Origin of the sequence: Pseudomonas fluorescens (genome assembly GCF_012974785.1) — a bacterium.
Lineage (GTDB): Bacteria > Pseudomonadota > Gammaproteobacteria > Pseudomonadales > Pseudomonadaceae > Aquipseudomonas > Aquipseudomonas fluorescens_BT.
Genome location: NZ_CP027561.1, coordinates 3,745,113 through 3,769,162, shown reverse-complemented (window position 1 = coordinate 3,769,162; position 24,050 = coordinate 3,745,113). Strand labels below are relative to the sequence as shown.

Below are 24,050 nucleotides of genomic sequence, written 5' to 3'. Positions count from 1 at the left end.
GAATGTTTTAAATCATTGAAAAATAACGATAAAAATACAAAATCACCAAAATGGTGAGGCGCTTCACCATTTTGACGCACTTGACAGGTTGGAAATATGAGCAAGATTTCCTATGTGAAATCAGCCGCTTGAAGTTGAGCTGAGGCTGATCGCCCACGATGAAAAAAAGTGCAGTGCACCAGATTGAGTCCTGACAGTTCGGACAACTTGCCTGGCAGTTAGCCTGAGTGTTCAGTCAAGTATCCGCGGGCTTGAAAGGTGAATAATTAAAACTGATAGACATCAGTCAGTTACAAGAAGCCAAACGCACGGCCCGATGCGAAAGCGGAGCACCCGGCACGTTTATTGATGCCGCCGCTGACACCTTGGCCGGTGCATGAAAGTTGTCAGTTCCTCCGGCCATCGTCCGGCTCGCACCTGCGTGTGCAGCCGCCTGATGAGCAAAAAAATAATCAGAAGAACAGTGGAGCGGCCATGCAACAGAACAGATCGCAAGTGACCGAGCGCGACGGCTTGTTCGAACTCGAAGCCGGCAGCGACGTCCTCGACAGTCCCCGTTACAACCACGACATGGCACCGACCAAGGTGCGCGAACGAACCTGGAACAAGTGGCACATCACCGCGCTGTGGGTCGGCATGTCGATCTGCGTGCCGACTTACACCCTGGGCGGCGTGCTCACCGCGTATTTCGGTTTGACCGTCGGTGAGGCGCTGCTGGCGATTCTGTTTGCCAACGTCATCGTCCTGATTCCTCTCACGCTCAACGCGTTTCCCGGCACCAAGTACGGGATTCCGTTTCCGGTACTGCTGCGCTCGTCGTTCGGGATTCTCGGCTCCAACGTGCCGTGCCTGATCCGCGCGCTGGTGGCGTGCGGCTGGTTCGGCATCCAGACCATGTTCGGCGGGCTGGCGATTCACCTGTTTCTCGGCTCGGTGTTCGAGGGCTGGAAATCTCTTGGCGGGACGGGGGAGGTGATCGGTTTCATGATCTTCTGGGCGCTGAACCTGTGGGTGGTGATCCGCGGCGCCGAGTCGATCAAATGGCTGGAAACCCTGTCGGCGCCGTTGCTGGTGGCGGTCGGCATCGGGCTGCTGGTGTGGGCCATGCCTAATGTGTCGATGACTGAATTGCTGGCGATTCCGCCGAAGCGTCCCGAAGGCGCGAGCGTGGTCAGTTACTTCGCCGCCGGGCTGACGGCGATGGTCGGTTTCTGGGCCACTCTGTCGCTGAACATTCCCGATTTCAGCCGTTATGCCCGCAGCCAGAAGGATCAGATCCTCGGGCAGATTTTCGGCCTGCCGCTGACCATGTTCCTGTTTGCCGCGCTGGGCGTGGTGATGACCGCCGCGTCGGTGAAACTGGTGGGTGTCAGCGTTTCCGATCCGGTGACTTTGATCGGCCATATCCAGAGCCCGGTTTGGGTCGCGGTGGCCATGGCGCTGATCATCATCGCCACGCTGTCGACCAACACCGCCGCCAACATCGTCTCGCCAACCAACGACTTCCAGAACATCGCGCCCAAGGTCATCAACCGCACCAAAGCGGTGATCCTCACGGGGTTCGTCGGGCTGGCGCTGATGGGCCATGAACTGCTGAAAAAACTCGGCTGGATCGTCTCCGACCTCAGTCTGGAAACCGTGTATTCGAACTGGCTGCTGGGCTATTCCAGCCTGCTCGGGCCGATCGCCGGGATCATGGTGGTGGACTATTTCCTGATCAAGAAACAGCAACTGGACCTGGCCGGCCTGTACCGCGACGACGTCTACCCGGCGTGGAACCGGGCCGGATTCATCGCGTTCGGCGTGCCGGTGGTGCTGACCCTGCTGTCGCTGGGCAGCAGCGCGTTCAGCTGGTTCTACAGCTACGGCTGGTTCACCGGTTCGGCGCTGGGCGGGTTGATCTATTACGGGTTGTGCGCGATGCGTGCGACGCCGGTGGCCGTCAAATCGCCGTTGTAATTCCCATAAGAACTGCCTGAGGAGATCCCCATGAACGCAGCCGTAGACGTTCTGCAATCGACCCATCAGCACATCAACCGCGACCGCTTGTGGGCGTCGCTCATGGAGCTGGCCAAGCTCGGCGCCACCGTCAAGGGCGGGGTCTGTCGCCTGGCCCTGACCGACCTCGACCGCCAGGCCCGCGACCTGTTCGTGCAGTGGTGCAAGGACGCCGGTTGCAGCGTCACGGTCGATGAAGTCGGCAACATTTTCGCCCGTCGCCCCGGCCGTAACCCGAACCTGCCACCGGTGATGACCGGCAGCCACATCGACACCCAGCCCACCGGCGGCAAGTTCGACGGCTGCTTCGGCGTGCTCGCCGGCGTTGAAGTGCTGCGCACCCTCAACGACCTTGGCGTGGAAACCGAGGCGCCGCTGGAAGTGGTGGTCTGGACCAACGAAGAAGGCTCGCGCTTCGCCCCGTGCATGATGGGTTCCGGCGTGTTCGCGGAAAAATTCACCCTCGAAGAAACCCTGGCCAAGGTCGATGCCGACGGCGTAACGGTCGGCGAAGCACTGAACGCCATCGGCTACGCCGGGCCGCGCAAGGTCAGCGGGCACAAGGTCGGCGCCTATTTCGAAGCGCACATCGAACAAGGCCCGATTCTGGAAGACGAGCAGAAGACCATTGGTGTGGTACTCGGCGCACTGGGGCAGAAGTGGTTCGACCTGAAACTGCGCGGCGTCGAAGCCCACGCCGGGCCGACCCCGATGCACCTGCGCAAGGACGCCCTGGTCGGCGCCTCGGTGATTGTCGGTGCAGTCAATCGTGCAGCGCTCGGTCATCAACCCCACGCCTGCGGCACGGTCGGTTGCCTGCAAGCCTATCCCGGTTCGCGCAACGTCATTCCTGGCGAAGTGCGCATGACCCTCGACTTCCGGCACCTGGAACCGGCGCGCCTCGACTCGATGATCGCCGAGGTCAAGCAAGTCATCGAAGCGACCTGCGAAGAACACGGCCTGACCTACGAGTTGACCCCGACCGCCGACTTCCCGCCGCTTTACTTCGAAAAGGGCTGCGTCGAAGCCGTGCGCGGCGCCGCCAAGGGGCTGGGCCTGTCGCACATGGACATCGTCAGCGGCGCCGGCCACGACGCGATTTTCCTCGCCGAACTGGGCCCGGCCGGGATGATCTTCGTGCCGTGCGAAGGCGGCATCAGCCACAACGAAATCGAAAACGCCGCGCCGGACGATCTGGCGGCCGGGTGTGCGGTGTTGCTTCGCGCGATGCTGGCAGCTTCGGCGGCGGTGGCGGGAGGACAGCGGGCCGCCTGACTTCAAACTGTCATCTGTTCGTGCGACGTTGCCGCCCTGAAAAGGAAGTCAGGGACGCGCAATGTCGCCCATCAAAGTCATCACCTCAGGCTCGGCGTATCTGGACATCGATGCCTACGCCTGCTGCATCGCCTACGCCGAATTGCTCAACCTGCAAGGCGTTCCCGCCCGCGCCGTCAGCAGTGCGAAACCCAACGCCAGCGTTTCGAAAACCGTGCTCGGCTGGGGCGCTGTTCTAGACGATTACCGCCCGACATCCAGCGATGAATTCGTGCTGGTCGATGTCTCCGATTACCACCACTTCGATCCGTTGGTCGCACTCGAACGAGTGGTAGAAGTCATCGACCATCATCCGGGCTTCGAAGGATACTGGGCGCGGATACTCGGAGCTGCCGCCGACATTCGCCCGATCGGCGCGGCGGCGACGCAGGTTTTCCAGTGCTGGAAAGCCGCAGGATCGCTGTCGAGTATCAGCAAACAAAGCGCCGCGCTGCTGGCCACGGCGATTCTGGACAACACACTGAATTTCACCGGGCAGATGACCACGGTGGCGGATATCGATGCCTACGCCGAGCTCGTGCCCCACGGGAAACTCACAGCGGACTGGCCCGAGCAATATTTCCTTGAATGCCAGACCGCTATCGAATCAGACATCTGCGCCGCATTGGCCGCAGACTTGAAACGGATGAAACCCGACAGCCTCCTGCCGCAGGTCTTCGCTCAAATGACGGTATGGGATGCCAACGCTTTGCTCGAAAGGCATCGTTCGACGATCAACGAATGGATGGCCGGGCAGGGCGATGACTGGCTGTTGAACCTCATCAGCATCCGCGACCGAAAAAGCTGTCTGCTGGCCAAAACCCTGGTCTCCCAAAAGAAGCTGAGCCATTTGTTGTCACTCGACTGGCACGCTGAAATAGCCGTTCTAGAGCCTTCAATGCTGCGCAAGGAACTGCTGAAGCTTTCTTTATAGTCAGCGCGGGAGGGTTATAAAGCGGGGGCAGGTGAACCGGATCTTCATCATGCGTAACCCTGACAAGCTGGCAGGGTTGCAGGCTTCGGCCAATATCCTGTAGCCGGGCAGCTGCGGGAGCGAGCCGCTCCCACAGTTTTTTGTACCGGCCGGGGAGGTGTTATTCCTTGATCGCCGAACCCTTGCGACGGTTACTGCCGTTCGGGTTGCCAACGTCCAGCAATCGTCTTTCCACCAGCACATTCTCGAGCGCCTGACGTTCGGCCGGCGCCATCTCGTGCTCGCGCTTTTTCAGCTCCAGCAGGATGGGGCTGGACCAGGTGCGATAGGTCTGTTCGATGAGGCGGCGGGATGTCATCAGTCTCTCCTTGATCAAGAGCCCGGTGTGGCTGGCAGGGGCTCAATCCGATGAGGTAATAACGTTAGTCGAGAAACCGTCGGCGCGCGAATGCCCGCGCACCCTTACGGATCACAGAGATTGCGGCGTGTCCGAGATTGTCGGCACGATCACAACGGCCTGCGGTCGTAAACTTCACATGCGCGAACTTGTGGAGAACCAATGAGCCGGGACGTCCTGACCACCGAAACCAACCGCCGTCAGTTGCAGCAAATCATTGCCGGCCTGTCCGACGGGGTGATTCTGCTGGAACTCGACCAGACGATTCTCTGGGCCAACGAAGCCGCGCTGGCGATGCATGGCGTCAGCCGGATCGGCGAGCTGGGCAACAACGCCGGGGAATACGTCGAGCGCTTCAACCTGCGGTATCGCAACAACCACACGCTGACACCGGAGCAGTACCCGATCAGCCGCGTGGCGACCGGTGAAACGTTCTGCGATGTGCTGGTGGAAGTTTCTCCGCGCAGCGATGAAGAACGCACCTGGATGCACAGCGTGCGCAGCATGGTCTTGACCGATCGCGATGGCGATATCGAGTCGCTGGTGCTGATCATGAGCGACGTCACCGATTGGGCCAATGCCGAACAGCGCTTCGAAAAAACCTTCAACGCCAACCCCGCACCGGCGGTGATCTGCCGCCTCAGCGACCTGCGTTACATCAAGGTCAATCCGGGGTTTCTGGAGATGACTGGTTACACCCGCGATCAGGTGATCGGCGCCTCGACCTATGAGCTGGATATTCTCGAACAGGCCGAGCGCAAGGACCTGGCGATCCAGCGCCTGCGCGATGTCGCGACCATTCCGCAGATGCAGGCTGAATTGCGTCTGCCGGACGGCGGCAGCAAGCAGGTGATCGTCGCGGGGCAGCCGCTGGTGCTTAACGACGAGGATTGCATGCTGTTTTCGTTTGTCGACATGGAGCTGCGTCATAAGGCCGAAGTCGCCTTGCGTCAGAGTGAGGAACGGTTTGCCAAGGCCTTTCGCCTGACGCCGGTGCCGATCCTGATTTGCAGCGCCGACGAGCAGCGGCTGATCGACGTCAATCAGGCCTTTCTCGATACCCTGGCTTACGAAAGCGACGAGGTTCTTGGCAAGACAGTCGCGCAACTGGATTTCATCGATGAACCGGCGGAACGCGCCCGGCTGCTGGCGGCGCTGGAGAAGACCGGCCGGGTCGATCGCGTCGATATGCGGATCCGCAGGAAAGACGCCGAGCTGCTGGAGTGCGCGGTGTCCGCCGACACCGTCAGCATTCAGGACACGGTGTGCTATCTGCTGGTGCTGATGGACATCACCGAACGCAAGCGCACCGAGCTTGAGCTGGTGGCGGCGATTGAAGAGGTGATGAAGGATGCGTCGTGGTTCAGCCGGACGCTGATCGAAAAACTGGCCAATGTGAAGAAGATCAACTCGCCGCAACTGCCTAGCGTTTCGTTCACTGATCTCACGGCCCGCGAACGCGATGTGCTGGGGCTGATCTGTGAGGGGCTGGCGGACAAGGAGATTGCTGCGCGGTTGAAGCTGGCGCCGAACACGGTGCGCAACCATGTGGCGACGGTGTATTCGAAGCTGGATGTGCACAGTCGCAGCGAGGCGATTGTCTGGGCTCGCGAGCGCGGGTTGTTCTCAAGCAGTAGCAGGGGACAGCGATAAGGTGCAAATGCACTAGTTCATGGGGTGCAAATTCGGGTGTCTGACGGGGCGGGCTGTTCTTAGTCTGTTGGGGTGCGATGCGGGTTTTGTTCGTGATCGTGTTCCTTCCGTCGTTGTTAATGGATCTGACCATGAATGTGTTGTTTGTTATTGAACCTGGCGTGATGCGTCGATTGTCGGAGCTGGCGCGATGATTTATCTGGCGCGGTTGCGGGCTCGGCTTGAGTGTAGTTTTTCGCCGTTGGCTTGTGAGTGTGTGGTGGATGGGGATCATTCGCTGACGGTGAAGCTGTATCACCCGGCTTCCGGGGAGGTTGATCTGGTGATTAGCGGGTTGAGTCTGGGGGCCTTGCGTACCGATGAGGCGGTGGATGCCTTGATTGATGAATTGCGGTATGAGCTTGAGAGCAATTCTTTGCGCTCGCCCAGTTGAGCTTGGCGGCCTTTGGGCCGACCATGCTGTTTTTGGGTTTGGGTGTGTATCCGTTTCTTCGGGTGTTGCGGCTGGCGGTTCCGCTCTTACAGCGGGTCACTTTTGACAAACGCCCGGAATGCCGGCCCAGCCAAAAGTAACCAAAAAGTCTTTACCCTGACGTACGGCCCTCGCTGTGGCTCGGGTTCCTTCGCTCCGGGATTGATCCGGGGGCATCGCCTACGGTTTGCTTCGCTGCACCTCCTCTCGATGTGTTTGGCTTCGCCAAACGGTCGCTGCGCTCCCACCCCCGGATCAATCCCTCCACTCAGCCTGCCGACGGGCCCTGCGATCAAAAGCGGTACTCGAGCTAACGCTCATCGTGTTGAGTGGTGGAAGCAAAGGCAAAGGCAGGTGCGGGATGTTTGCTTTTTAAGACCCGGGTTCACCTCGGTATGTCACGTCGGTGTACCTTTCCCAAACAACACGGTCAGTCCCTCTCCCTCCGGGAGAGGGTTAGGGTGAGGGCTGGTTATAAAGGTTGTCCAAAATCTTTCGGCCTCCACGATCCACTCAGCAAACCCACCCCAAAATCGACAGCCAATTCCCCCAATCCCACCATTTCACTGGCACTCACCCCCACTGGTCTATAAGGAATGAGTGGTTCGGTTTCCATAACCGGGCGTTGTCCTGCTCGGCGACGGGAGTTTTCTTCCATTCATCGCGGGTCATCCTATGAACAATCCTGGGAAACGCGTGTGTTTTTCGTTGTTGTCGGCGTTCGGTCTGGTGCTGCTCAGTGGTTGCGCCAGTCCACCACCCCCTCCGCCGGCCGCGCCGCCTCCGCCACCTGAGCGGACTTGTCAGGTCATGGAAAATACCGAGGTCGCCGGTGATGCCTATGCCGACGGGCAAGTGACTCGACACATCACCAAGACCCGTTGCGTCACTCAATAACCCGGGCGCCGTTGCAGGCGCGGGTCGAGTGGATTGTGCTGGTGGCCGACCTGGTCGGTACGGCGGTGTTTGCGGTTGAAGGCGCGATTACGGCGATGCGCAGTCAGCTCGATCTGCTCGGGGTGATGGTGATTGCCTTCATCGTCGCACTCGGTGGCGGGGTGACCCGCGATCTGTTGATCGGTGCTACGCCGCCCAAGGCTGTAGCGGACTGGCGTTACCCGGCGCTGGCGTTTGCCATGGGCGGGGTGGCGTTTGTTTTTCATGAGCAGGTGCTGGGCTGGTCCGGTTCGACCCTGATCGTGCTGGACGCGGCTGGGTTGGCGCTGTTTGCCGTGGCCGGGGTGCAGAAGGCGTTGAATTTCGGGATCTCGCCGTTTGTGTCCATGCTGATGGGCACGATTACCGGTGTCGGTGGCGGGGTGCTGCGGGACATGGTGCTGGCGCGGGTGCCGGTGGTGTTGCAGGCGGATCTGTATGCCAGCTCGGCGTTTGTCGGCGCGGCGGTATTGATCGTCGGGCGCAGGCTGGGTGTGTCGCCGGTGGCGGCTGCGTTGCTGGCGGGGGCGGCGTGTCTGTTGTTGCGGTTGTTGTCGGTGCATTTCGGCTGGCAGTTGCCGAAGGTTCTGGAGGCATGAAAAAGGCAGCCCTTGGGCTGCCTTTTCTTTTGCATCAGCGGCGGATCAGGACAGGAAACCGCCGTCCACGTTCAACGATACGCCGGTGGTGTAGCTCGAGGCGTCGCTCGCCAGGTACAGCACGGCGCCGGCCATTTCGCTCGGGTCGGCTACGCGTTTGAGCGGGATCTGCGTCAGGGCCTGTTTCAGGATCGCATCGTTCTTCACCAGCGCCGAGGCGAATTTGGTGTCGGTCAGGCCCGGCAGCAGGGCGTTGCAGCGGATGCCGAATTGCGCGCATTCCTTGGCGAAGACTTTGGTCATATTGATCACGGCGGCCTTGGTCACCGAGTAGATGCCCTGGAAGATCCCCGGGGAAATGCCGTTGATCGACGCCACGTTGATGATGCTGCCGCCGCCGTTTTCGCGCATCAGCTTGCCGGCTTCCACCGACATGAAGAAGTAGCCACGGATGTTCACGTCGACGGTTTTCTGGAAGGCGCCGAGGTCGGTGTCCAGCACGTTGCAGAACTGCGGGTTGGTCGCGGCGTTGTTGACCAGGATGTCCAGGCGCCCGAACTGTTCCTTGATCCCGGCGAAGACCTGGCTGATCTGTTCCATTTCGCCGATGTGGCAGGCGACCGCTGTGGCTTTGCCGCCAGCGGCGATGATGGCATCGGCTACGTGCTGGCAGCCTTCGAGTTTGCGGCTCGAAACGATGACGTGGGCGCCTTGCTGGGCCAGCAGTTTGGCGATGGCTTCACCGATGCCGCGGCTGGCGCCGGAGACGAAAGCGATCTTGCCGTCGAGGTCGAACAACTGAGTCTTGGACATGGGATTCCCTTGTAGTGAGCCTTGTTATAACGCCGTCATCAGAGGCTGGATTTGGCAATGACCTGCAGGCTCATGTGCTCCAGCAGTTTGTTCATGTGAATGAACTGCGCGAAGCGTTTGTCCTGGGTCTGGCCATGAAAGAAGCGGTAGTAGATCTGCTGCACGATGCCGGCCAGACGGAACAGGCCGTAGGTGTAGTAGAAGTCGAAATTGTCGATCTGGATGCCCGAACGCTCGGCGTAATAGTCGACGAATTCGCGGCGGGTCAGCATGCCCGGGGCGTGGCTCGGCTGGCGGCGCATCAGTTGCACCGGTGCCGGGTCGTCGGCCTGGATCCAGTAGGCGAGGGTGTTGCCCAGGTCCATCAGCGGATCGCCGAGGGTGGTCAATTCCCAGTCGAGCACGCCGATGATCTGCATCGGGTTGTTCGGGTCGAGGATGACGTTGTCGAAGCGGTAGTCGTTGTGGACGATGCTGGAGGTCGGGTGGTCGGCCGGCATCTTGTCGTTGAGCCAGGCCTTGACCTTTTCCCAGTGCGGAGCGTCCGGGGTCAGGGCTTTCTCGTAGCGTTCGCTCCAGCCTTTGATCTGGCGCGCGACGTAGCCTTCAGGCTTGCCCAGATCACCGAGGCCGCAGGCGTTGTAATCGACCCGGTGCAGCTCGACGAAACGGTCGATGAAGCTCTTGCACAGCGCCTCGGTTTTCGCCGAGTCCAGGCCCAGTTCCGGCGGCAGGTCAGAGCGCAGGATGATGCCCTTGACCCGTTCCATCACGTAGAACTCGGCGCCGATCACCGATTCGTCGGTGCAGTGCACGTAGGCTTTCGGGCAATACGGGAAACCGTCGCGCAACTGGTTGAGGATGCGGAATTCGCGGCCCATGTCGTGGGCGGACTTGGCCTTGTGGCCGAACGGCGGCCGGCGCAGGACGAATTCCTGGTCCGGGTATTCCAGCAGGTAGGTCAGGTTCGACGCGCCGCCGGGAAACTGGCTGATCTGCGGCGTGCCGGTCAGGCCCGGAATGTGCGCCTTGAGGTACGGATCGATCAGACTGGCATCGAGTTCTTCGCCAGAGCGGATACGGGTGGACTGGTCAGTAAGCGCCATGCTTATCCCTTCTGCTTATTTTGGAGGCCAGACATCATTGGCTAATCTAATGGCGCGCTCGGGTGGTCACAAGCGCGGCTCGGTCTTATAGGTTAGCGTGTTGGACGATAATCACCTTTGGGAATGTGCGCGGCGGGCCGCAGGCGACTAAGGTTTAGCGCGTATGCCTTGTTCACACAGGAGCTTTGAAATGGGCTGCCCGCAAGTCTGTGCCAGCGCTACCCTGCAATGCAGTTTCGGCGCCGCGCCGGCGGTGCTCAACGTGCTGCCGGTCAACCGCACGCTGACCGGCGGGATGCCGGCGGCGAACATCATGGATCACATTCCGCTGGTCAATGTCACCCCGTTCGGCATGTGCATGAGCATGGCCAATCCGATGGTCGCCGCTGCCACGGCTGCGGCGCTGGGCGTACTGACACCGATGCCGTGCATTCCCGCCACCGCCACGCCGTGGATCCCCGGCGGCGCACCGACCCTGCTGCTGGGCGGGATGCCGGCGATCGATGCCAACAGTACGTTGATGTGCAACTGGGCGGGGGTGATCAAAATCGTGATGCCTGGGCAGATGCAGATGTTGATTCCCTGAGCTTCTTTGCTTGTCGTTAAATCCATGGCCCTCACCCCAGCCCTCTCCCGGAGGGAGAGGGAGCTGACCGAGGTGTCATTCGCCCTACATCGACCTGAACGACCGAGTCGATTATGGATTCAGCGCAAATCTTTCACGTCGGTGTAATTCGCCAATATCCCCCAATCGGTTCCCTCTCCCTTTGGGAGAGGGCTAGGGTGAGGGGCTTTTCAGGCCTGCTGCGGATCCGTCCATTTGCGAAACCACCAGCGCACCCGGGAAATCGGCTTGCCATCGGCATCCAGCGGCCGCCCGTCCTCGGCGAACCCTTGCTCCGGCTCCATCAATTGCCCATTCAAATATCGCGCGTCCACCGCCGGTTTGCCGTTGGGATGAAAGCGCTGATAACGCCCCTCGCGCACGCCATCGCGATAGACCTCGGCCTCCGCCACTTGCCCGTCGGGAAAGTAATTGAACGCCTCGCCATGCAATAACCCGCGCCGATAGGTCGCCTTGCGCTGCAGCCAGCCTTCGGGCGCATAGAAACTGGCGATGCCTTGCAGTTTGTCGCGCACGAACGGCATCTGTGCCGAGACCTTGCCGTTGGGGTGGTAGAGCAGGCACGTACCCTGCAATTGACCCTGACTGTATTTCAGATCCGCCTGCTGGCGCCCGTCATCCTTGATACTCAACGGGCCATCGAGCTGACCGTCCTGCAGACGCCCCTTGAGGTGTTTGTCATCCTGCTGCAGATCCAGCGGTGTGATCGCCATGGCTTCTCCTTGTCAGTTGACCTGCACCAGCCCGCCCTTGATGGTCAGCATGCCGCCGCCGTCCACGGTCTGTGAGGCGGCGCCCTTGTTGGTCAGGCTGATGCCGGCGTCGTTGGTCAGCGTCGTCCCGGCCTTGTTGTCCAGCGAGGTACCGGCCTGATTGGTCATGGCGGTGCCGGCCTTCTGGGTGATCGAGGTGCTGGCGGAGGTCGCCAGATCCGCGCCGCTCTTGATCGTGAAACTGCCGCCGCTTTGCAGCGTAAGAGTGCCGCTGACCTTGATCGTCAGGTTGCCGTCCACCGTCAGGCTGTAGTCGCCGGTGACCTTGTCGGTGTAATTGCCGCCGGTACTGTGGTTCTGATCGGCGCCGACCTTCACCGTGCGGCTGTCCTTCACATCAAGGCTGTCGCTGCCGGTCTGGATCGTCACGCTGCGTTTGCCTTTCTCCAGCGTGACCGTTTCGTCGCCGTCCTTGACGGTGCGGGTGCGGGCGTTCTGCACCGTGAGGGTTTCGTCGTGGCCGACGGTGGCGGTGGTGTCGTTGAGTACGTTGATCTTCAGGTCTTTCTGCGCTTGCAGGAACACCTCTTCGGCATCCTTCTTGTCCTCGAAACGCAGCTCGTTGAAACCGCCGCCGCCCTTGGACGACTGGGTCTTGATTCCCGACTGGGTTTGGTTCGCCGGCAAGGCATAGGGCAGGGCGTTGTCGCCGTTGTACACACAACCGGTGACCAGCGGCCGGTCCGGGTCGCCGTCGATAAAGGTCACGATCACCTCCTGACCGATGCGCGGCACAAACTGCATGCCGAACCCCTTGCCGCTCCAGGGCAGCACCACACGCACCCAGCAGGAACTGGTTTCATCGTTCTTGCCGTCGCGATCCCAAGGGAACTGCAACTTGATCCGGCCGTATTCATCGGTCCAGATTTCCTCGCCGGACTTGCCGACGACGATGGCGGTTTGCGGATGCATGCGCGGTTTGGGTGTGAGGCGTTGCGGGCGAAAGGGCGTGGCCTTGGGGATCGCCTCGAAGCGGTTGCGATAGTTTTCATGACTGGCGTCGTGGGTGACCCGCGTGATGACCCAATCGATGTTCAGGCTTGCGTCTTCGTGGCCGTCGAGGGTGAACCAGTGACCCGGAATCAGCCAGCGGCAGTCGCTTTCGCCGACAAAACGTTTCTCCTCGCTGCGCAGCCCGTCGACCCGCTGCTTGGTCAACGCATCGCCCCGGGCCTTGGCGTTGTAACCGCCGGGATGCTCATAGATCGAACGCGGCCCGGCCACGGCTTCGGCCTGACCGTAGAGCGAGGTGGTCGGCGTGGTGAACTCGTAATCCGTCGCCTTGTACACGCCGGCCACCGCTTGCAGACACACCTGGCCCGAACGGATGCCGTGCAGCTCGCGCTCGCCCATTTGCTGGCCTAGATATTTGACCTTCGGCCCGTTGGGGATCTGTACGAAAGCATCATTGCTGTCACCCAGCACCAGCGTGTGCTTGCCGTCCTCGTGGGTGAAGAACCAGAAGATGCCTTCCTCTTCCAGTAGCCGTGAGACGAAAGCGAAATCGCTCTCGCCATACTGCACGCAGTATTCCCTGGGTGCGTAGCTTCCGGTCAGCGAGAGTTTGAAATCGGTGAAACCGTGGGCCTTGAAGATTGTGGTGACAATGTCGGAGGTGGCGAGGTTCTGGAATACGCGGTTGTTGCTGGCCAGGGTCAGCCACCAGAGCCATGGCCTTAGAACCAGTTGATAGCGCTCGGCGGTGGCATCGGCGGGGAGCTGGCGGATCTCGGCGACCAGAGCGTCGAACGGGCGCAACTGCGCATCGTTGTGCAGGGTGGTGGTGACGTGGGTGGCGATGGCGCTGGTCAGGGTCAGAGAAGTGCCGTCGTTGAGCCCGTTGAGGGTTTGCGAGCCCAGAACGTTGAGCGCCTCGTCGCCGGACAGCGAATCAGGGTAAAGCGCCGACAGCGCGGTGGCGGTGAGGGACAGGGTGGTGTTGCTGTCGGTAGACCGGGGCATGAGCTGACCTCAGCTGTTGGTAGAGAAAAAGCTCACCACCTGAACGTACCGCCTTTCCCATGGATTGCAGCCTGGTTGTCACTGACCCACCCATCCATCTCTCTCTCGTTTCCATAAACGTAGCTGTACATCACCACCGAGTTTCTAATGTAAGGCTCGAGTTGCGGCCCACAAAGCGGGCAGGGGCTGAGTTCGATATAGATACGTGTAACGAAGTTGCTGTAATCACCGTCAGGGAGCGCAACACTGTTGATCGCCTGAACCAACGCACTGATTTCAGCGTGCCCGCGAAGGGTTGTGACGACTTTTTTGGTTGTTGTTGTGTAGTTTCCGAGAAGGTCCAGTTTCAGCGCACTGTCGCCGAATTTGTACATCAGTACGCCGCGTGAGGCATCAAAGTGTTCGACGACGGCAAAACAGGTTCCATGGGAGGCGCCCGAGCCGGCCAAGGCTCGGCGAGTTGAAGAGGATTCATGGCAGATGGTGGCCAAGTCAGGAATCGTCCCTCCGTTGGTGGCGTGATTGGCCGCCAGCCAGTTGGCGTATAGCGGGTTTGTTCCTGTCATTGCGACATTGCCTCCTGAGTAACGACCGACTTTATGTATCTCTGCCATGGCAATCTCCGCTGGGATTCTTTCTGTTCGCGTCGTCAACAGGCGGCAACAAAAATTAGTCTGTCCCCTTATAAAGTGCTTTTCAGCTGAAACCCCAAAGTCGATAACCCGTCGACAGACCCTGTTTGTAAGCCGTTGCGACCGCATCCATGCAAAGGGCTACGCCTTGGGCACCCTCCAGCTTGAATTCGCCAAAATTGGGATCGAAAAATACGCAGCTGCTGCTTTTGCCAAACAGTACCCAAGGTCGGTAAAAGGCCACGGAATGCCCGCCGAGCATGCCTTTGATCGACAGAATGAAGTAGCGACAAGACGAGGTGAGCACGAACTCGCCGATGGCTTTACCGGCAGTGGCGAAGCTCTGGTAGGTTTCCGCTTTTGTCTGGCCCAGCGATCCCACCCCGCCGGTTCTCAATGCCCCCAGGGTCGCGGCTGACGGGGATCCGGGCGTATCGCCGCTGATGTCCACATACTCTGACTGGAAGTCCGAGGCCTGGCGCGCCGTCTTCTGTTCGTGCAGCAGTCCGGTTTTCATCGTTGGCTTGACGATGTCCTTGAGGTAGTCGTTGCCTTTTTTCTTGGCGATGAGCCATGCGGTGCTGACACCCCGGCAGATGCCGTCCCGGTTGTCGGCGACGAGCAAAAGAAAGCTGGACTGACCGAAGTTGTAGATGCCTTCGCCATGTCCGTCGATTTTGTCGCATATGGCCTTGTAGCTCATGTTGCCTCCCTGTTTCCGGCGATGCGCTCGCGCACAGCTACTCCAACACCCACTCCGCCAACTTCCCCGTCACCTGCGTCATCAACACGTTCTCGACATCCCGCGCACCCGCCGCACTGCACTTGGCGAGCACTGCTTTAACGATTCCCGAATCGAACTCGAACTGTTTGCCGGTCGCTGCCTTGTAGCGGCCCCGCAGTTTTTCCAGCTTCGCCAGCACAATCCCTTCCAGCGTTGTTTCATCCAGCGGTCGATAGGCGACCACCGTCATGCGTGCCAGAAACGCCGGGCGGAAGGCTTGCAAAAGGACTTTGTGCAGCGCCTCGGTGAAGGCTTCAGAGCCGATGTGTGACGCGGGAGTGTCGAGCAACAGTTCAGCCCCGACGTTACTGGTGGCGAGCATTACGGTGTTCTTGAAGTCGACAACCAGCCCCGTCCCGTCTTCCATCAAACCTTTGTCGAACACGTTGTAAAACGCTTCCAGAACATCCGGGTGCGCCTTCTCGATTTCATCCAGCAACACCACCGAATACGGTTTGCGCCGTACCGCTTCCGTCAGTACGCCGCCACTGCCGTAACCGACGTAACCTGGAGGGGCGCCCTTGAGTTGGCTGACGGTATGGGCTTCCTGATATTCGGAAAGGTTGATGCTGATCAGGTTGCGTTCGCCGCCATACAAGGCATCCGCCAGTGCATACGCGGTTTCGGTTTTACCAACGCCCGTAGGTCCAACCAGCAGGAACACGCCAACCGGTTTCTGCGGGTCGGTCAGTCCGGCGCGGTAGGCCTGTAGGCGCTGCGCGATGGTCGAGAGCGCCGTGGTCTGGCCCATCACACGCAAGCCCATGCGCTGTCCGAGGGTGCGCACGGCATGAGCTTCGTCGGCAAGCATTTTGCCGACGGGGATACCGGTCCAGCCTGCAATAACAGCCGCGACGGTCTTGCTGTCCACCTGTTCGGGCACCAGCGGGTCGTCCTGACGAATCGCATCGAGCCCGGCCTCCAGGCGCAGCAGTTCGGCGGCCAGATGATCGATGCGGCTGTCGGTGGCTTCGTCGGGCTTGTCGCTGTCGGCGCGTTCGCTGAGGTCGAGCAGTTCGCGGCGGGTGTCGAGCAGTTCGCGCACGGCCACGCGTTCTTCGCTCCAGCGGGTTTCCAGTTCGCGGATGGCCTGGACGTTGGTCTTCGATTCGCTTTCCAGCAAGGTGATGCGCTCGCGATGATCCAGCCCGGTGGCCTGTTCGCGGCGCAGGCGTTCGACTTCTTCTTTCAGGCTTTGCTGGCGATGGCGCAGGCTCTCCAGCGGTGGCGGCACGTCGTGCTGACCGAGGGCGACCCGGGCGCAGGCGGTGTCGAGGACGCTGATGGCCTTGTCCGGCAGCTGGCGACCGGAGATGTAGCGATGGGAGAGTTTCACCGCTTCGTGGATCGCCGCGTCCAGCACTTGCACCCCGTGGTGCTGTTCCAGTTTTGCTGCCACGCCACGGAGCATTTCCACGGCGGTGATTTCGTCCGGCTCTTCCACTTGCACCAACTGAAAGCGGCGGGCGAGGGCCGGGTCTTTTTCGAAATACTTTTTATATTCCATCCAGGTCGTGGCGGCCAACGTGCGCAATTCACCTCGGGCCAGCGCGGGTTTGAGCAAGTTGGCCGCGTCGCTGCCGCCTTCGGCACCGCCAGCGCCGATCAGCGTGTGGGCCTCGTCGATGAACAGAATGATCGGCTTGTCGGCGCTGCGAACCGCGTCGATCACACCTTTGAGCCGCTGTTCAAATTCGCCTTTGACCCCGGCCCCGGCCTGCAACAGACCGAGATCGAGCACCCGCAAACTGACTTCCTGTAACGACGGCGGCACGTCCCCGGCGGCGATGCGCAGCGCCAGGCCTTCGACCACAGCGGTTTTGCCAACGCCCGGCGCACCGACCAGAATCGGGTTGTTCTGCCGGCGTCTCAGAAGAATGTCGATGCACTGACGAATCTCGCCGTCGCGACCGACAATCGGGTCAATGCGCCCGGCGTGAGCATCGGCGGTCAGATCCTGGGTGTATTGATCGAGCACCGAGTCTTGCCGTGGTGTTGGACTCCCCGAAGATACAGAGCGCGGGCCAACGTGCTCCCGGGAGTTTTCCGTCCATTCCAGCAGGTTTGCGCGCAACGCTTCTTTCGGAATTCTCAGCAGCGACGAAGCACTGTTGAGCAATAAGCTGCGGCGCTCGTCACGGTCGATCAGCGCCAGCAACAACAGCCCGGAACGAATACTCTCGACGCCCAACACACTGGCCTGTACCACGGCGTCTTCCAGCAATCCCAGGGTGTGCGAAGACAACGCCGGCGTGCGCGTGCTGCCAGCCTTGAACAGGTCCAGCGCCTTGTTGATCTCCGCCGTCAGCGCATCACGCTCCAATCCAAAACGCGGCAGCAGAAAGGCAAAATCGCCGCCCTCGATATCCAGCAACTCCAGCAACAGATGCTCGATCTCGACAAAGTGATGTCCGCGCTGCAAGCACCGTTGCGCGGCACGTTCGAGGGCGCGGCGGTTGTCCGGGTTGAGGCGTCCGATCAGGCTGGCCAGTTCCATTTCAGGTGATCTCCAGCTGACGCAGGCGGGTTTCGATCCGTTGCACGGCCAGGCTGGTCTGGCGTTGCAGGCCACCGTTCCAGCTCAACAGGGCCGGAGTTTGTCGGCCGAGTTGCAGCGGCCCGGCACCGCGCACCAACAGCACCAGTTTCACGTCCAGATCCGGGCCGAAATACAGTGCAGCGAGGCTCGCCAGCGCCGGATGCGTTTCGCCGTCCGGCAGAAAGCGTCCGGCCTGCGCCGAAGACAATGGCCCGAGCGTCAGGCGAATCCCGGCGTGTTCATCCCACACCCGAGTACCGGCGACAGCGCTGCGGCCGAGTTGCAGATTGCGTCCCCCCGCCTTCATGACGCTGCGGCTGGCACGTGGAATCTCACGCCACGCCCCTTCATAGGCGCTCAGTTCCACCGCCACGGCAAATTGCTCGCGGACAATCGCCGCGAATCCGGCCAACGACCGACGGCCATCGGCGTACAACGCCGTGCAGGCCAGAACGGCGCAGTCGGGAATTGCCTGGCGCTCTTGCAGGGATTTGGGCAACAACCCGGTCAGCGCCCGAAGTTGCGCCTGCACCGGCGAGGCGCCGGGCGTGGTGAAACCGAGGGCGATCCGGTGTTTGCGCATCACCTTGTACAGCAGGCTCAGCAACCGATGCTGGAACAGGTCGAGGAACTCGGCGGGCGCATGATCCTTGGCTCGCGCCCGTTGTTGCAGCCATTCCTGATAGGCGTAAGGCAGCGGGCCGTCGGGGCCGCCGAGGCCGAACATCGGCGAGTTCAGGGTCAGCGGTTCACCGGGGATTTCCTCCAGGCTTTCGATCTGGCTGGCGGCGAACAAGGGGGTCAACGGCCCGCGCAATTTCAGCGCTTCGGCCTGTGGCGATGTACCCGAACCGAGGGAGTCGGCCTGCGGCTGTTCGCGCTCCAGCAACAGCAACGCCTGCAACCATTCGAACGCCTGCGGATCACGGCGCAGGCGCTGGCTGAGGGTCAGAGCGACAGAGGCATGCCGGCTTGGGGTTGCCATGCCTTGACCTCCTTGTCTGCCTGCATGAGCACCGTGCGCACAAAGCGATTGGCGGTGGCGTACACCGAAAAGAACTGCGCGAGCACCGCTGAGAACAGCACTGCGCTGCTGCCGACGAAATGCTGTGGATCGAGCTGCAGTTGCACTTCAAGTCCGTTGCGCCAGCCGCGCCAGGCGTCGGCGCCGACATGGCCGATCACCCGCTCGCAACCGAGGCTCACCAGACCTTCAATCTGGCGCAGGGCGCTGGCCTCATCGCGCAGGTTGTGCAGGGTGAGGATTTCCTTCAGTGCATCCAGCGCCTGCGGCCCTTCGACCAGCGACAGATGATTGAGGGTCAGTTGCGACACCAGCCGCCAGCGCGAATCGCCGTTCAGTCGCGGCAGACTCTGCGGGCTCGGCGGATTGCGCAGGCGTGCCCACGCCACCGGGCCCGGCCGCTCGAACCCCAGCGGCGTACCGGCGGGCAGGCTCTGGGCCAGATGCCGATTGGTGCACAGCAGTTCGGCGGTCAGGCTGTAATCGGGCAGGTCGGTCTGCGGTTCGAAACGGGTGTCGACGACGCTGACCAGAAGATCGCTGCCGAGCCGGTTCGGCGTCTGCCCGTTGACCCGTCGCGCATGCCAGTAACGTTGCCGGTCAGCGCTGCTGTGCTGGCTGCCGAAATACGCCGGCAGCCGTTGCACACCGCTGGCGGAGCTGGCGCGGATGCCACGAATGCTGTGAATTTCGACGCTGTTTTCCCGGTGGCTGTCGGCGACCAGTCGATACTCGCTGCGGGTGCCGTCCGGGCGCAGCGGCTCCGAGGTGCGCGGAAACAGGTTGATCACCGGCGCGCAGCCGAGGGTGATGTCGCTGGCCTGCAAGTGCAGGCGACCGGCCGGGGCTCGGTCAAAAACGATGTAGAGGTACAGCGTCTGGCTGTCACTCGAAACGCCGGACAGTGGCAGATCAAAGAAGTGGAATTTGTCCGGGAACGCGAAGTACTCGGCCAGCAGGCGCATGCCCGGATGCACGCCGTCTTCGTCCGGCAGCAGCGCTTCGTCGTCTGCAAAACCGACGATCCTCGGCAGGCCTTTCACGCTGGCGGGAATGCTCCCCGGCGAGCCGGCCAGTACCTGCACCGCGTGGGCGCCGAGCAGGTCATAGAGACTGGCGTTGACCACCGGAGACGCGGCCAGGTGAATGCGCAAGTGTTCGATACCCAGCTCCGACCACTGGCTGTCGCCCAGACAGCGCAGACTCAGACGCAGCGCTGAACGGCACTGCGCCACACCGGTCAGGGCCTGCGCTTCATCGCTTCCCAGCAACAAGGCTTCGCTGACTTCGACCGGCCACAGACGCACGGCGGCATTGGTGCGAAAGTGAAGGCTTTCGCCCTTGCTGGTGGTGACGAACAGCGGCGTGTCCCGGGGCAGGGGATAGCCGCCGTCGAGGTTGCCTTTGCTCGGGTCCGGTTCGAACTGGACGATGGCGCAGGACGGCAACGGGCGCATGGCCAAGGGATAAAGCTGTTCGAGCAATGCGTCGCTGAACTCGGCGTAGTCGTCATCCAGCCGCCGCTGCAGGCGTGCGGCGAGCAGGGCGAAACCCTCGAGCAATCGCTCGACGTGCGGATCCGGGCATTCACCGGGAGACAGCTCCAGCCGCCTCGCGACTTTCGGATAGCGTTCGGCAAACTGGCTGCCGGCATGGCGCAACCAGGTCAGTTCACGTTGGTAATAGTCGAGCAGTTGCGGGTCAATCGAGTCGCTCATGGCGCACCTCCAGCCCTTCGTTGCCGGGCTCGATGACAAAGGCCACCGGCCAGTGCTGCGAGCCGCTGCGCAATTCGCCAAGCAGGCGAATGCTCAATCGCTGTGGCTGCTCGGGGAGGGGATTGACCTGAACCTCGCCCAGCAGCAGGCGCGGTTCGAAATGGGTGATGGCCTCGCGAATGTCCCGCGTCAGCCGACGACGGTCATCGCTGCGCTGCTGTTGCAGAGCGCTCCAGTCGGCGATGCCGTAATCGATCACGCTGGGGGGCACCGTCAATGTGCGCGGGCCACGGCGGGTGTTGAACAGGCGCGCCAGTTCGGCGTGCACCGAGTCGAGCAGGCTCTGACGATCGAACGCCTGCACGCCGTCCGCCTCGCTGGACGCGAGGCGTTCGAACAGCGGCGGGAGAATTCCCGAGCTTGTCATGGCCGTTGCGTCCGGTTACTTGCCGGCCTTGTTCGCGGCCAGGTCCCAGACCGTGCCGGCGGTGCCTTCCTTGGTGCCGTCGTCTTTTTGCGCGGTGAGTTCCCATTTGATCTTGGTGAAGTTCAAAGAAAGCGTCTCCACCGGTTTGCCACCGGTGCCGCCACTGACGCTGACGTTGGAGATCACCACGTTGGTCAAGGTGTAGATGATGAACGGCATGATCTGCCCGCTGCCCTCGGCGGCGTTGCGGCCGATGGTGATCTTGGCTTCCGGGATCGGCTTGCCGGCGCAGCAATATTCGTTGAGCGAAGGGGTCGAGCTGTCGATGAACTTGGTCAGGGTAAATTCACCGATGTGCGGCCGGCCGGAGGTGCGCTCCGAGTTGCTGACGTCATTGGTCACCTGCATCGCCACGTTGTGGCTGTAGGACATGACTTCGATCTTGTCCTTGTAGCCCTCGAGCAGGCTGTCGCCTTTGATGTCGCCGCCGAGGTCGAGAATGATTGCATCCATCGCTTGTAACTCCTGAAGGGTGTCGCGCTAGACAAACAGGGGAGCGCCCGCAGGAATATCCTGCGGGCGCAGGCGGGTCAGGCGGCTACCGGAGGCGGCAGCGTGGCGACCAGGCGGATCGATGCCGTCAGTTCTTCCAGCTGGAAGTGCGGCCGCAGGAACACGGTTGCGCGATAGGCACCGGGTTTGCCGGCGACTTCGGTGACGTCCACCCGCGCTTCACGCAGCGGGTATTGCGCCTTGATTTCCTGCGGTGCGTTGTCGTTGATCAGCACGTAGTCGGCGATCCAGTTGTTGAGGTAGGTCTGCACGTTGTCGCGGGTCATGAAGCTGCCGACCTTGTCGCGCATGATCACCTTCAGATAATGAGCGAAACGCGATGCCGCGAGCACGTAAGGCAACATCGCCGAGATGCGTGCGTTGGCATTGGCCTCGTTGGTGTTGTAGACCTTGGCTTTGTTGGTGGTCTGGCCGCCGAAGAACACCGCGATGTCGCTGTTCTTCTTGTGACACAGGGCGATGAAGCCGAGGTCGTTGAGTTCCTTCTCGCGGCGGTCGGTGATCGCCACTTCAGTCGGGCATTTGAGCGACAGGTCGCCGGAACTGGTGCGGAAGGTGTGTGCCGGCAAGCCTTCGACCGCGCCGCCACCTTCAGCACCACGGATTGCCGCGCACCAGCCGTACTTGGCAAAGGCTTCGGTGATGCGTTGCGACAGCGCCCATGCGGCATTGCCCCACAGGTATTTGCTGTGATCGGTGCCATTGGTGTCTTCGACGTAGTTGATGCCTTCCACCGGCGAAGTGTCCGGGCCGTAAGGCAGACGCAGCAGGAAGTGCGGCAGCACCAGCGAGACGTAGCGCGAGTCTTCGCTTTCACGGAACGAGCGCCACTTGATCAGTTCCTGACTCTCGAAGACCTTCGACAGGTCCCGCGGCACGGCCAGTTCGGTGAAGCTGTTCATGTCGAACAGGCGCGGGCTGGCGGCGGCAATGAACGGCGCGTGGGCAGCGGCGGCGACGTTCGACAGTTTCTCCAGCAGGCCGATGTCCTGCGGGTGACGGCCAAAGGTGTAGTCACCCACCAGCAAGCTGAACGGGTGACCGCCGAAGGTGCCGTATTCCTCTTCGTAGATCTTCTTGAACAGGGCGCTCTGGTCGAATTCGACGGCTTTTTCCAGGTCGTTCTGCAGCTCTTTCTGCGTCACGTTGAGCAGTCGCAGTTTCAGCCGGGTGCTGGTTTCGGTGTTCTGCACCAGCATGTGCAGGCCACGCCAGGACGCTTCGAGTTTTTGCAGGTCCGGGTGATGCAGCACTTCGTTGAGCTGGGCGCTGATCAGCTCGTCGATCTGGCTGATGCGGTCGTTGATCATCGCCACGGTGTCCTTGTCGATGGCCATGCCTTCGTCGAGTACCTGGGTGGCGAATTCCGCGAGCATGTCGCGGGCGTAGTCCTGCTGGCTGTCGTCATGGGCCATGCGGCCCTCGGCGATGATCCGGTCAAGCAGGGATAAAGTCTCGGCGGCAGCATTTTCGCTGGCTTGATTCTGGGCGGCGGCGGGCATGGCGAATTCTTCCTCGGTCAGGTGGACGATCAGGCTTGCGGTTCGGCCGGGGCCTCGGCATCAGCGGCCGGGACAGCGGTGTCCGGGCGAGCCGATTTGATCTCTTGCAAGCCTTCGGTGTTGGCGATGACATCGCGCAACAGCTTGTCGAGATCGTCGTTGCCGTCGAGTTTGGTCAGCAGGTCGCGCAGGCGCTGACGGGCCTCGAACAGGCGGCGCAGCGGGGTGACTTGCTCCACCACCTTGACCGGGTCGAAATCGTCGATGTGTTTGAAGTTGAGCTCGATGTTCAGCTTGCTGTCGTCGCCGCTGAGGGTGTTGTTGACTTGCAGCGTGGCGCGAGGGCCGATGGAGGCGAGCACTTCGTTGAAGTTGTCGCGGTCGATTTCGGTGAAACGGCGTTCGGTCAGTTTTGCCAATGGTTCGAGCGGCTTGCCCGAGAGGTCGGCCAGGATCCCGACGACCAGCGGCAATTCCTTTTTCTCGATGGCGTTGCCGATTTCGACGTCATAGGTGATTTGCACTCGAGGCGGGCGAACCCGGTCGAGCTTGTGCTGGGTACTTTCTGCCATGTCGGCGGACTCCGATGCGATGAGCGGGCGCAATGCATCGGGGAGGCCCGTTCATCGCTTTCCCTTGCTGGACCACAGGTTAGAAAGGGAGGCAGATGACCTGTCGTTCCTTTGACAAACCTTCCACATTCGGCTGTAGGAACCGAACTACCCAAGACGCTAGAACAGGTCTATAAAAATGCAAGCGAAAAACTTTTTTGGACTGGATCACGAAAAGGAAAATTCATTTTGTCTTCACGACTTTTTCTAACAATCGGCTTTGCGCTGCTTGCCGGTTGCTCGTTCTTCGGGCCGAAAGTGGACCTCGACAGCCTGACCCTCGACGTCGCGCCCAAGGCCAATGACGACACGCCGATCGCCGTGGATTTCATCGCGGTCAATGACCCTGATCTGCTCAAGCAACTGTCGGGCATCAGCGCCCAGCAGTGGTTTGCCGGGCGCGAGCAGTATCAGCGCGACTATCGTCAGCTGATGAGCGTGTGGGGACTGGAGCTGGTGCCGGGGCAATTCATCGATCGCCAGCCGTTCCCTTTGGGGGGCAAGCGGGCGGCTGGACTTTTAGTCTTCGCCAGCTATAACACACCCGGAGCGCACCGCTTGCGGCTGGATGATCAGAGCGATGCATGGCTCAAGTTCGACAGCCGCGAGATGACGCTGGTCAGCAAGGAAAACTGAAATACACCGTCCGCCGCCGGTT

Annotated in this window: 22 protein-coding genes; 8 read left to right on the top strand and 14 right to left on the bottom strand. The window is 61.2% G+C overall.

Going from position 1 to position 24,050, the window contains the following annotated elements; genetic code table 11:
• Positions 1-474: 474 nt before the first annotated feature.
• The 3 genes from C6Y56_RS16845 (at position 475) to C6Y56_RS16835 (ending at position 4,246) form a co-directional block, all read left to right on the top strand.
• Entirely contained in the window at positions 475-1,959 is a 1,485-nt protein-coding gene (locus C6Y56_RS16845; protein WP_169430840.1) for an NCS1 family nucleobase:cation symporter-1, read from the top strand.
• 30 nt (positions 1,960-1,989) lie between these two features.
• Positions 1,990-3,273 carry a Zn-dependent hydrolase gene (locus tag C6Y56_RS16840; RefSeq protein ID WP_007952875.1) on the top strand — a complete coding sequence of 428 codons (1,284 nt, stop codon included), beginning with the start codon at positions 1,990-1,992 and terminating at the stop codon, positions 3,271-3,273.
• 70 nt (positions 3,274-3,343) lie between these two features.
• Positions 3,344-4,246, top strand: coding sequence for a DHH family phosphoesterase (locus C6Y56_RS16835; RefSeq protein ID WP_169432666.1), 903 nt, complete (start codon positions 3,344-3,346; stop codon positions 4,244-4,246).
• 160 nt (positions 4,247-4,406) lie between these two features.
• Here the strand turns inward: C6Y56_RS16835 and C6Y56_RS16830 are convergent, their stop codons facing one another.
• Positions 4,407-4,604, bottom strand: a complete 198-nt coding sequence (locus C6Y56_RS16830; protein ID WP_169430839.1) for a hypothetical protein — start codon at positions 4,602-4,604, stop codon at positions 4,407-4,409.
• A gap of 201 nt (positions 4,605-4,805) precedes the next feature.
• Here C6Y56_RS16830 and C6Y56_RS16825 point away from each other — a divergent pair, with 201 nt between their 5' ends.
• From C6Y56_RS16825 to C6Y56_RS16815, 3 genes are all read left to right on the top strand, one after another.
• Positions 4,806-6,296, top strand: a complete 1,491-nt coding sequence (locus tag C6Y56_RS16825; RefSeq protein WP_169430838.1) for a helix-turn-helix transcriptional regulator — start codon at positions 4,806-4,808, stop codon at positions 6,294-6,296.
• A gap of 190 nt (positions 6,297-6,486) precedes the next feature.
• A complete protein-coding gene (locus C6Y56_RS16820) occupies positions 6,487-6,729 on the top strand; it encodes a DUF1652 domain-containing protein (protein ID WP_169430837.1) in 243 nt (80 codons plus the stop codon).
• 920 nt (positions 6,730-7,649) lie between these two features.
• Positions 7,650-8,303: a trimeric intracellular cation channel family protein gene (locus tag C6Y56_RS16815; RefSeq protein WP_249314306.1), complete on the top strand. Its 654-nt coding sequence runs from the start codon at positions 7,650-7,652 to the stop codon at positions 8,301-8,303.
• Positions 8,304-8,348: 45 nt separating this feature from the next.
• Here C6Y56_RS16815 and C6Y56_RS16810 read toward each other — a convergent pair whose 3' ends face one another.
• Positions 8,349-9,116 (bottom strand): SDR family oxidoreductase, encoded by a 768-nt coding sequence (locus tag C6Y56_RS16810; protein WP_085687598.1) that lies wholly within the window; start codon positions 9,114-9,116, stop codon positions 8,349-8,351.
• Positions 9,117-9,154: 38 nt separating this feature from the next.
• Positions 9,155-10,222, bottom strand: coding sequence for a phosphotransferase family protein (locus C6Y56_RS16805; RefSeq protein ID WP_102622091.1), 1,068 nt, complete (start codon positions 10,220-10,222; stop codon positions 9,155-9,157).
• Positions 10,223-10,412: 190 nt separating this feature from the next.
• Between C6Y56_RS16805 and C6Y56_RS16800 the strand changes: the two genes are divergently transcribed.
• Positions 10,413-10,808 carry a DUF4280 domain-containing protein gene (locus C6Y56_RS16800; protein WP_169430836.1) on the top strand — a complete coding sequence of 132 codons (396 nt, stop codon included), beginning with the start codon at positions 10,413-10,415 and terminating at the stop codon, positions 10,806-10,808.
• A 209-nt stretch (positions 10,809-11,017) separates the two neighbouring features.
• Here the strand turns inward: C6Y56_RS16800 and C6Y56_RS16795 are convergent, their stop codons facing one another.
• The 11 genes from C6Y56_RS16795 to tssB all read right to left on the bottom strand — a co-directional run bounded on the left by C6Y56_RS16795 (position 11,018) and on the right by tssB (position 23,353).
• Entirely contained in the window at positions 11,018-11,560 is a 543-nt protein-coding gene (locus C6Y56_RS16795) for a toxin-antitoxin system YwqK family antitoxin (RefSeq protein WP_169430835.1), read from the bottom strand.
• A gap of 12 nt (positions 11,561-11,572) precedes the next feature.
• The gene (gene tssI / locus C6Y56_RS16790; protein ID WP_169430834.1) at positions 11,573-13,582 is read right to left on the bottom strand and encodes a type VI secretion system tip protein VgrG; all 2,010 of its coding nucleotides are present in this window, start codon (positions 13,580-13,582) and stop codon (positions 11,573-11,575) included.
• Positions 13,583-13,614: 32 nt separating this feature from the next.
• Positions 13,615-14,196 (bottom strand): hypothetical protein, encoded by a 582-nt coding sequence (locus tag C6Y56_RS16785; protein ID WP_169430833.1) that lies wholly within the window; start codon positions 14,194-14,196, stop codon positions 13,615-13,617.
• 82 nt (positions 14,197-14,278) lie between these two features.
• On the bottom strand, positions 14,279-14,917 hold the full coding sequence (locus C6Y56_RS16780) for a YopT-type cysteine protease domain-containing protein (protein WP_169430832.1): 639 nt from the start codon (positions 14,915-14,917) through the stop codon (positions 14,279-14,281).
• A gap of 37 nt (positions 14,918-14,954) precedes the next feature.
• Positions 14,955-17,495 carry a type VI secretion system ATPase TssH gene (gene tssH, locus C6Y56_RS16775; protein ID WP_169430831.1) on the bottom strand — a complete coding sequence of 847 codons (2,541 nt, stop codon included), beginning with the start codon at positions 17,493-17,495 and terminating at the stop codon, positions 14,955-14,957.
• Between the two features lies 1 nt (position 17,496).
• On the bottom strand, positions 17,497-18,522 hold the full coding sequence (tssG, locus tag C6Y56_RS16770; RefSeq protein ID WP_169430830.1) for a type VI secretion system baseplate subunit TssG: 1,026 nt from the start codon (positions 18,520-18,522) through the stop codon (positions 17,497-17,499).
• Positions 18,486-20,279 (bottom strand): type VI secretion system baseplate subunit TssF, encoded by a 1,794-nt coding sequence (gene tssF / locus C6Y56_RS16765; protein ID WP_169430829.1) that lies wholly within the window; start codon positions 20,277-20,279, stop codon positions 18,486-18,488. The genes tssG and tssF overlap by 37 nt, the downstream gene beginning before the upstream one ends.
• Entirely contained in the window at positions 20,263-20,706 is a 444-nt protein-coding gene (tssE, locus tag C6Y56_RS16760) for a type VI secretion system baseplate subunit TssE (protein ID WP_169430828.1), read from the bottom strand. The genes tssF and tssE overlap by 17 nt, the downstream gene beginning before the upstream one ends.
• A 15-nt stretch (positions 20,707-20,721) precedes the next feature.
• Positions 20,722-21,219: an Hcp family type VI secretion system effector gene (locus C6Y56_RS16755; RefSeq protein ID WP_169430827.1), complete on the bottom strand. Its 498-nt coding sequence runs from the start codon at positions 21,217-21,219 to the stop codon at positions 20,722-20,724.
• A gap of 77 nt (positions 21,220-21,296) precedes the next feature.
• On the bottom strand, positions 21,297-22,781 hold the full coding sequence (gene tssC / locus C6Y56_RS16750; protein ID WP_169430826.1) for a type VI secretion system contractile sheath large subunit: 1,485 nt from the start codon (positions 22,779-22,781) through the stop codon (positions 21,297-21,299).
• Between the two features lie 29 nt (positions 22,782-22,810).
• Positions 22,811-23,353: a type VI secretion system contractile sheath small subunit gene (gene tssB, locus C6Y56_RS16745; RefSeq protein WP_169430825.1), complete on the bottom strand. Its 543-nt coding sequence runs from the start codon at positions 23,351-23,353 to the stop codon at positions 22,811-22,813.
• Between the two features lie 228 nt (positions 23,354-23,581).
• On the opposite strand from tssB, the gene C6Y56_RS16740 reads away from it, so the two are divergent.
• Complete coding sequence (locus C6Y56_RS16740; RefSeq protein ID WP_085732262.1) at positions 23,582-24,028, top strand: type VI secretion protein; 447 nt, start codon at positions 23,582-23,584, stop codon at positions 24,026-24,028.
• The last annotated feature ends 22 nt before the right edge of the window (positions 24,029-24,050 follow it).

What these genes read in the sequence shown, in the direction of transcription:
- C6Y56_RS16845 (WP_169430840.1), top strand. Translation starts at nt 475, where the DNA reads ATGCAACAGAACAGATCGCAAGTGACCGAGCGCGACGGCTTGTTCGAA.
- C6Y56_RS16840 (WP_007952875.1), top strand. Translation starts at nt 1,990, where the DNA reads ATGAACGCAGCCGTAGACGTTCTGCAATCGACCCATCAGCACATCAAC.
- C6Y56_RS16830 (WP_169430839.1), bottom strand. Translation starts at nt 4,604, where the DNA reads ATGACATCCCGCCGCCTCATCGAACAGACCTATCGCACCTGGTCCAGC.
- C6Y56_RS16825 (WP_169430838.1), top strand. Translation starts at nt 4,806, where the DNA reads ATGAGCCGGGACGTCCTGACCACCGAAACCAACCGCCGTCAGTTGCAG.
- C6Y56_RS16820 (WP_169430837.1), top strand. Translation starts at nt 6,487, where the DNA reads ATGATTTATCTGGCGCGGTTGCGGGCTCGGCTTGAGTGTAGTTTTTCG.
- C6Y56_RS16810 (WP_085687598.1), bottom strand. Translation starts at nt 9,116, where the DNA reads ATGTCCAAGACTCAGTTGTTCGACCTCGACGGCAAGATCGCTTTCGTC.
- C6Y56_RS16805 (WP_102622091.1), bottom strand. Translation starts at nt 10,222, where the DNA reads ATGGCGCTTACTGACCAGTCCACCCGTATCCGCTCTGGCGAAGAACTC.
- C6Y56_RS16800 (WP_169430836.1), top strand. Translation starts at nt 10,413, where the DNA reads ATGGGCTGCCCGCAAGTCTGTGCCAGCGCTACCCTGCAATGCAGTTTC.
- C6Y56_RS16795 (WP_169430835.1), bottom strand. Translation starts at nt 11,560, where the DNA reads ATGGCGATCACACCGCTGGATCTGCAGCAGGATGACAAACACCTCAAG.
- tssI (WP_169430834.1), bottom strand. Translation starts at nt 13,582, where the DNA reads ATGCCCCGGTCTACCGACAGCAACACCACCCTGTCCCTCACCGCCACC.
- C6Y56_RS16785 (WP_169430833.1), bottom strand. Translation starts at nt 14,196, where the DNA reads ATGGCAGAGATACATAAAGTCGGTCGTTACTCAGGAGGCAATGTCGCA.
- C6Y56_RS16780 (WP_169430832.1), bottom strand. Translation starts at nt 14,917, where the DNA reads ATGAGCTACAAGGCCATATGCGACAAAATCGACGGACATGGCGAAGGC.
- tssH (WP_169430831.1), bottom strand. Translation starts at nt 17,495, where the DNA reads ATGGAACTGGCCAGCCTGATCGGACGCCTCAACCCGGACAACCGCCGC.
- tssG (WP_169430830.1), bottom strand. Translation starts at nt 18,522, where the DNA reads ATGGCAACCCCAAGCCGGCATGCCTCTGTCGCTCTGACCCTCAGCCAG.
- tssF (WP_169430829.1), bottom strand. Translation starts at nt 20,279, where the DNA reads ATGAGCGACTCGATTGACCCGCAACTGCTCGACTATTACCAACGTGAA.
- tssE (WP_169430828.1), bottom strand. Translation starts at nt 20,706, where the DNA reads ATGACAAGCTCGGGAATTCTCCCGCCGCTGTTCGAACGCCTCGCGTCC.
- C6Y56_RS16755 (WP_169430827.1), bottom strand. Translation starts at nt 21,219, where the DNA reads ATGGATGCAATCATTCTCGACCTCGGCGGCGACATCAAAGGCGACAGC.
- tssC (WP_169430826.1), bottom strand. Translation starts at nt 22,781, where the DNA reads ATGCCCGCCGCCGCCCAGAATCAAGCCAGCGAAAATGCTGCCGCCGAG.
- tssB (WP_169430825.1), bottom strand. Translation starts at nt 23,353, where the DNA reads ATGGCAGAAAGTACCCAGCACAAGCTCGACCGGGTTCGCCCGCCTCGA.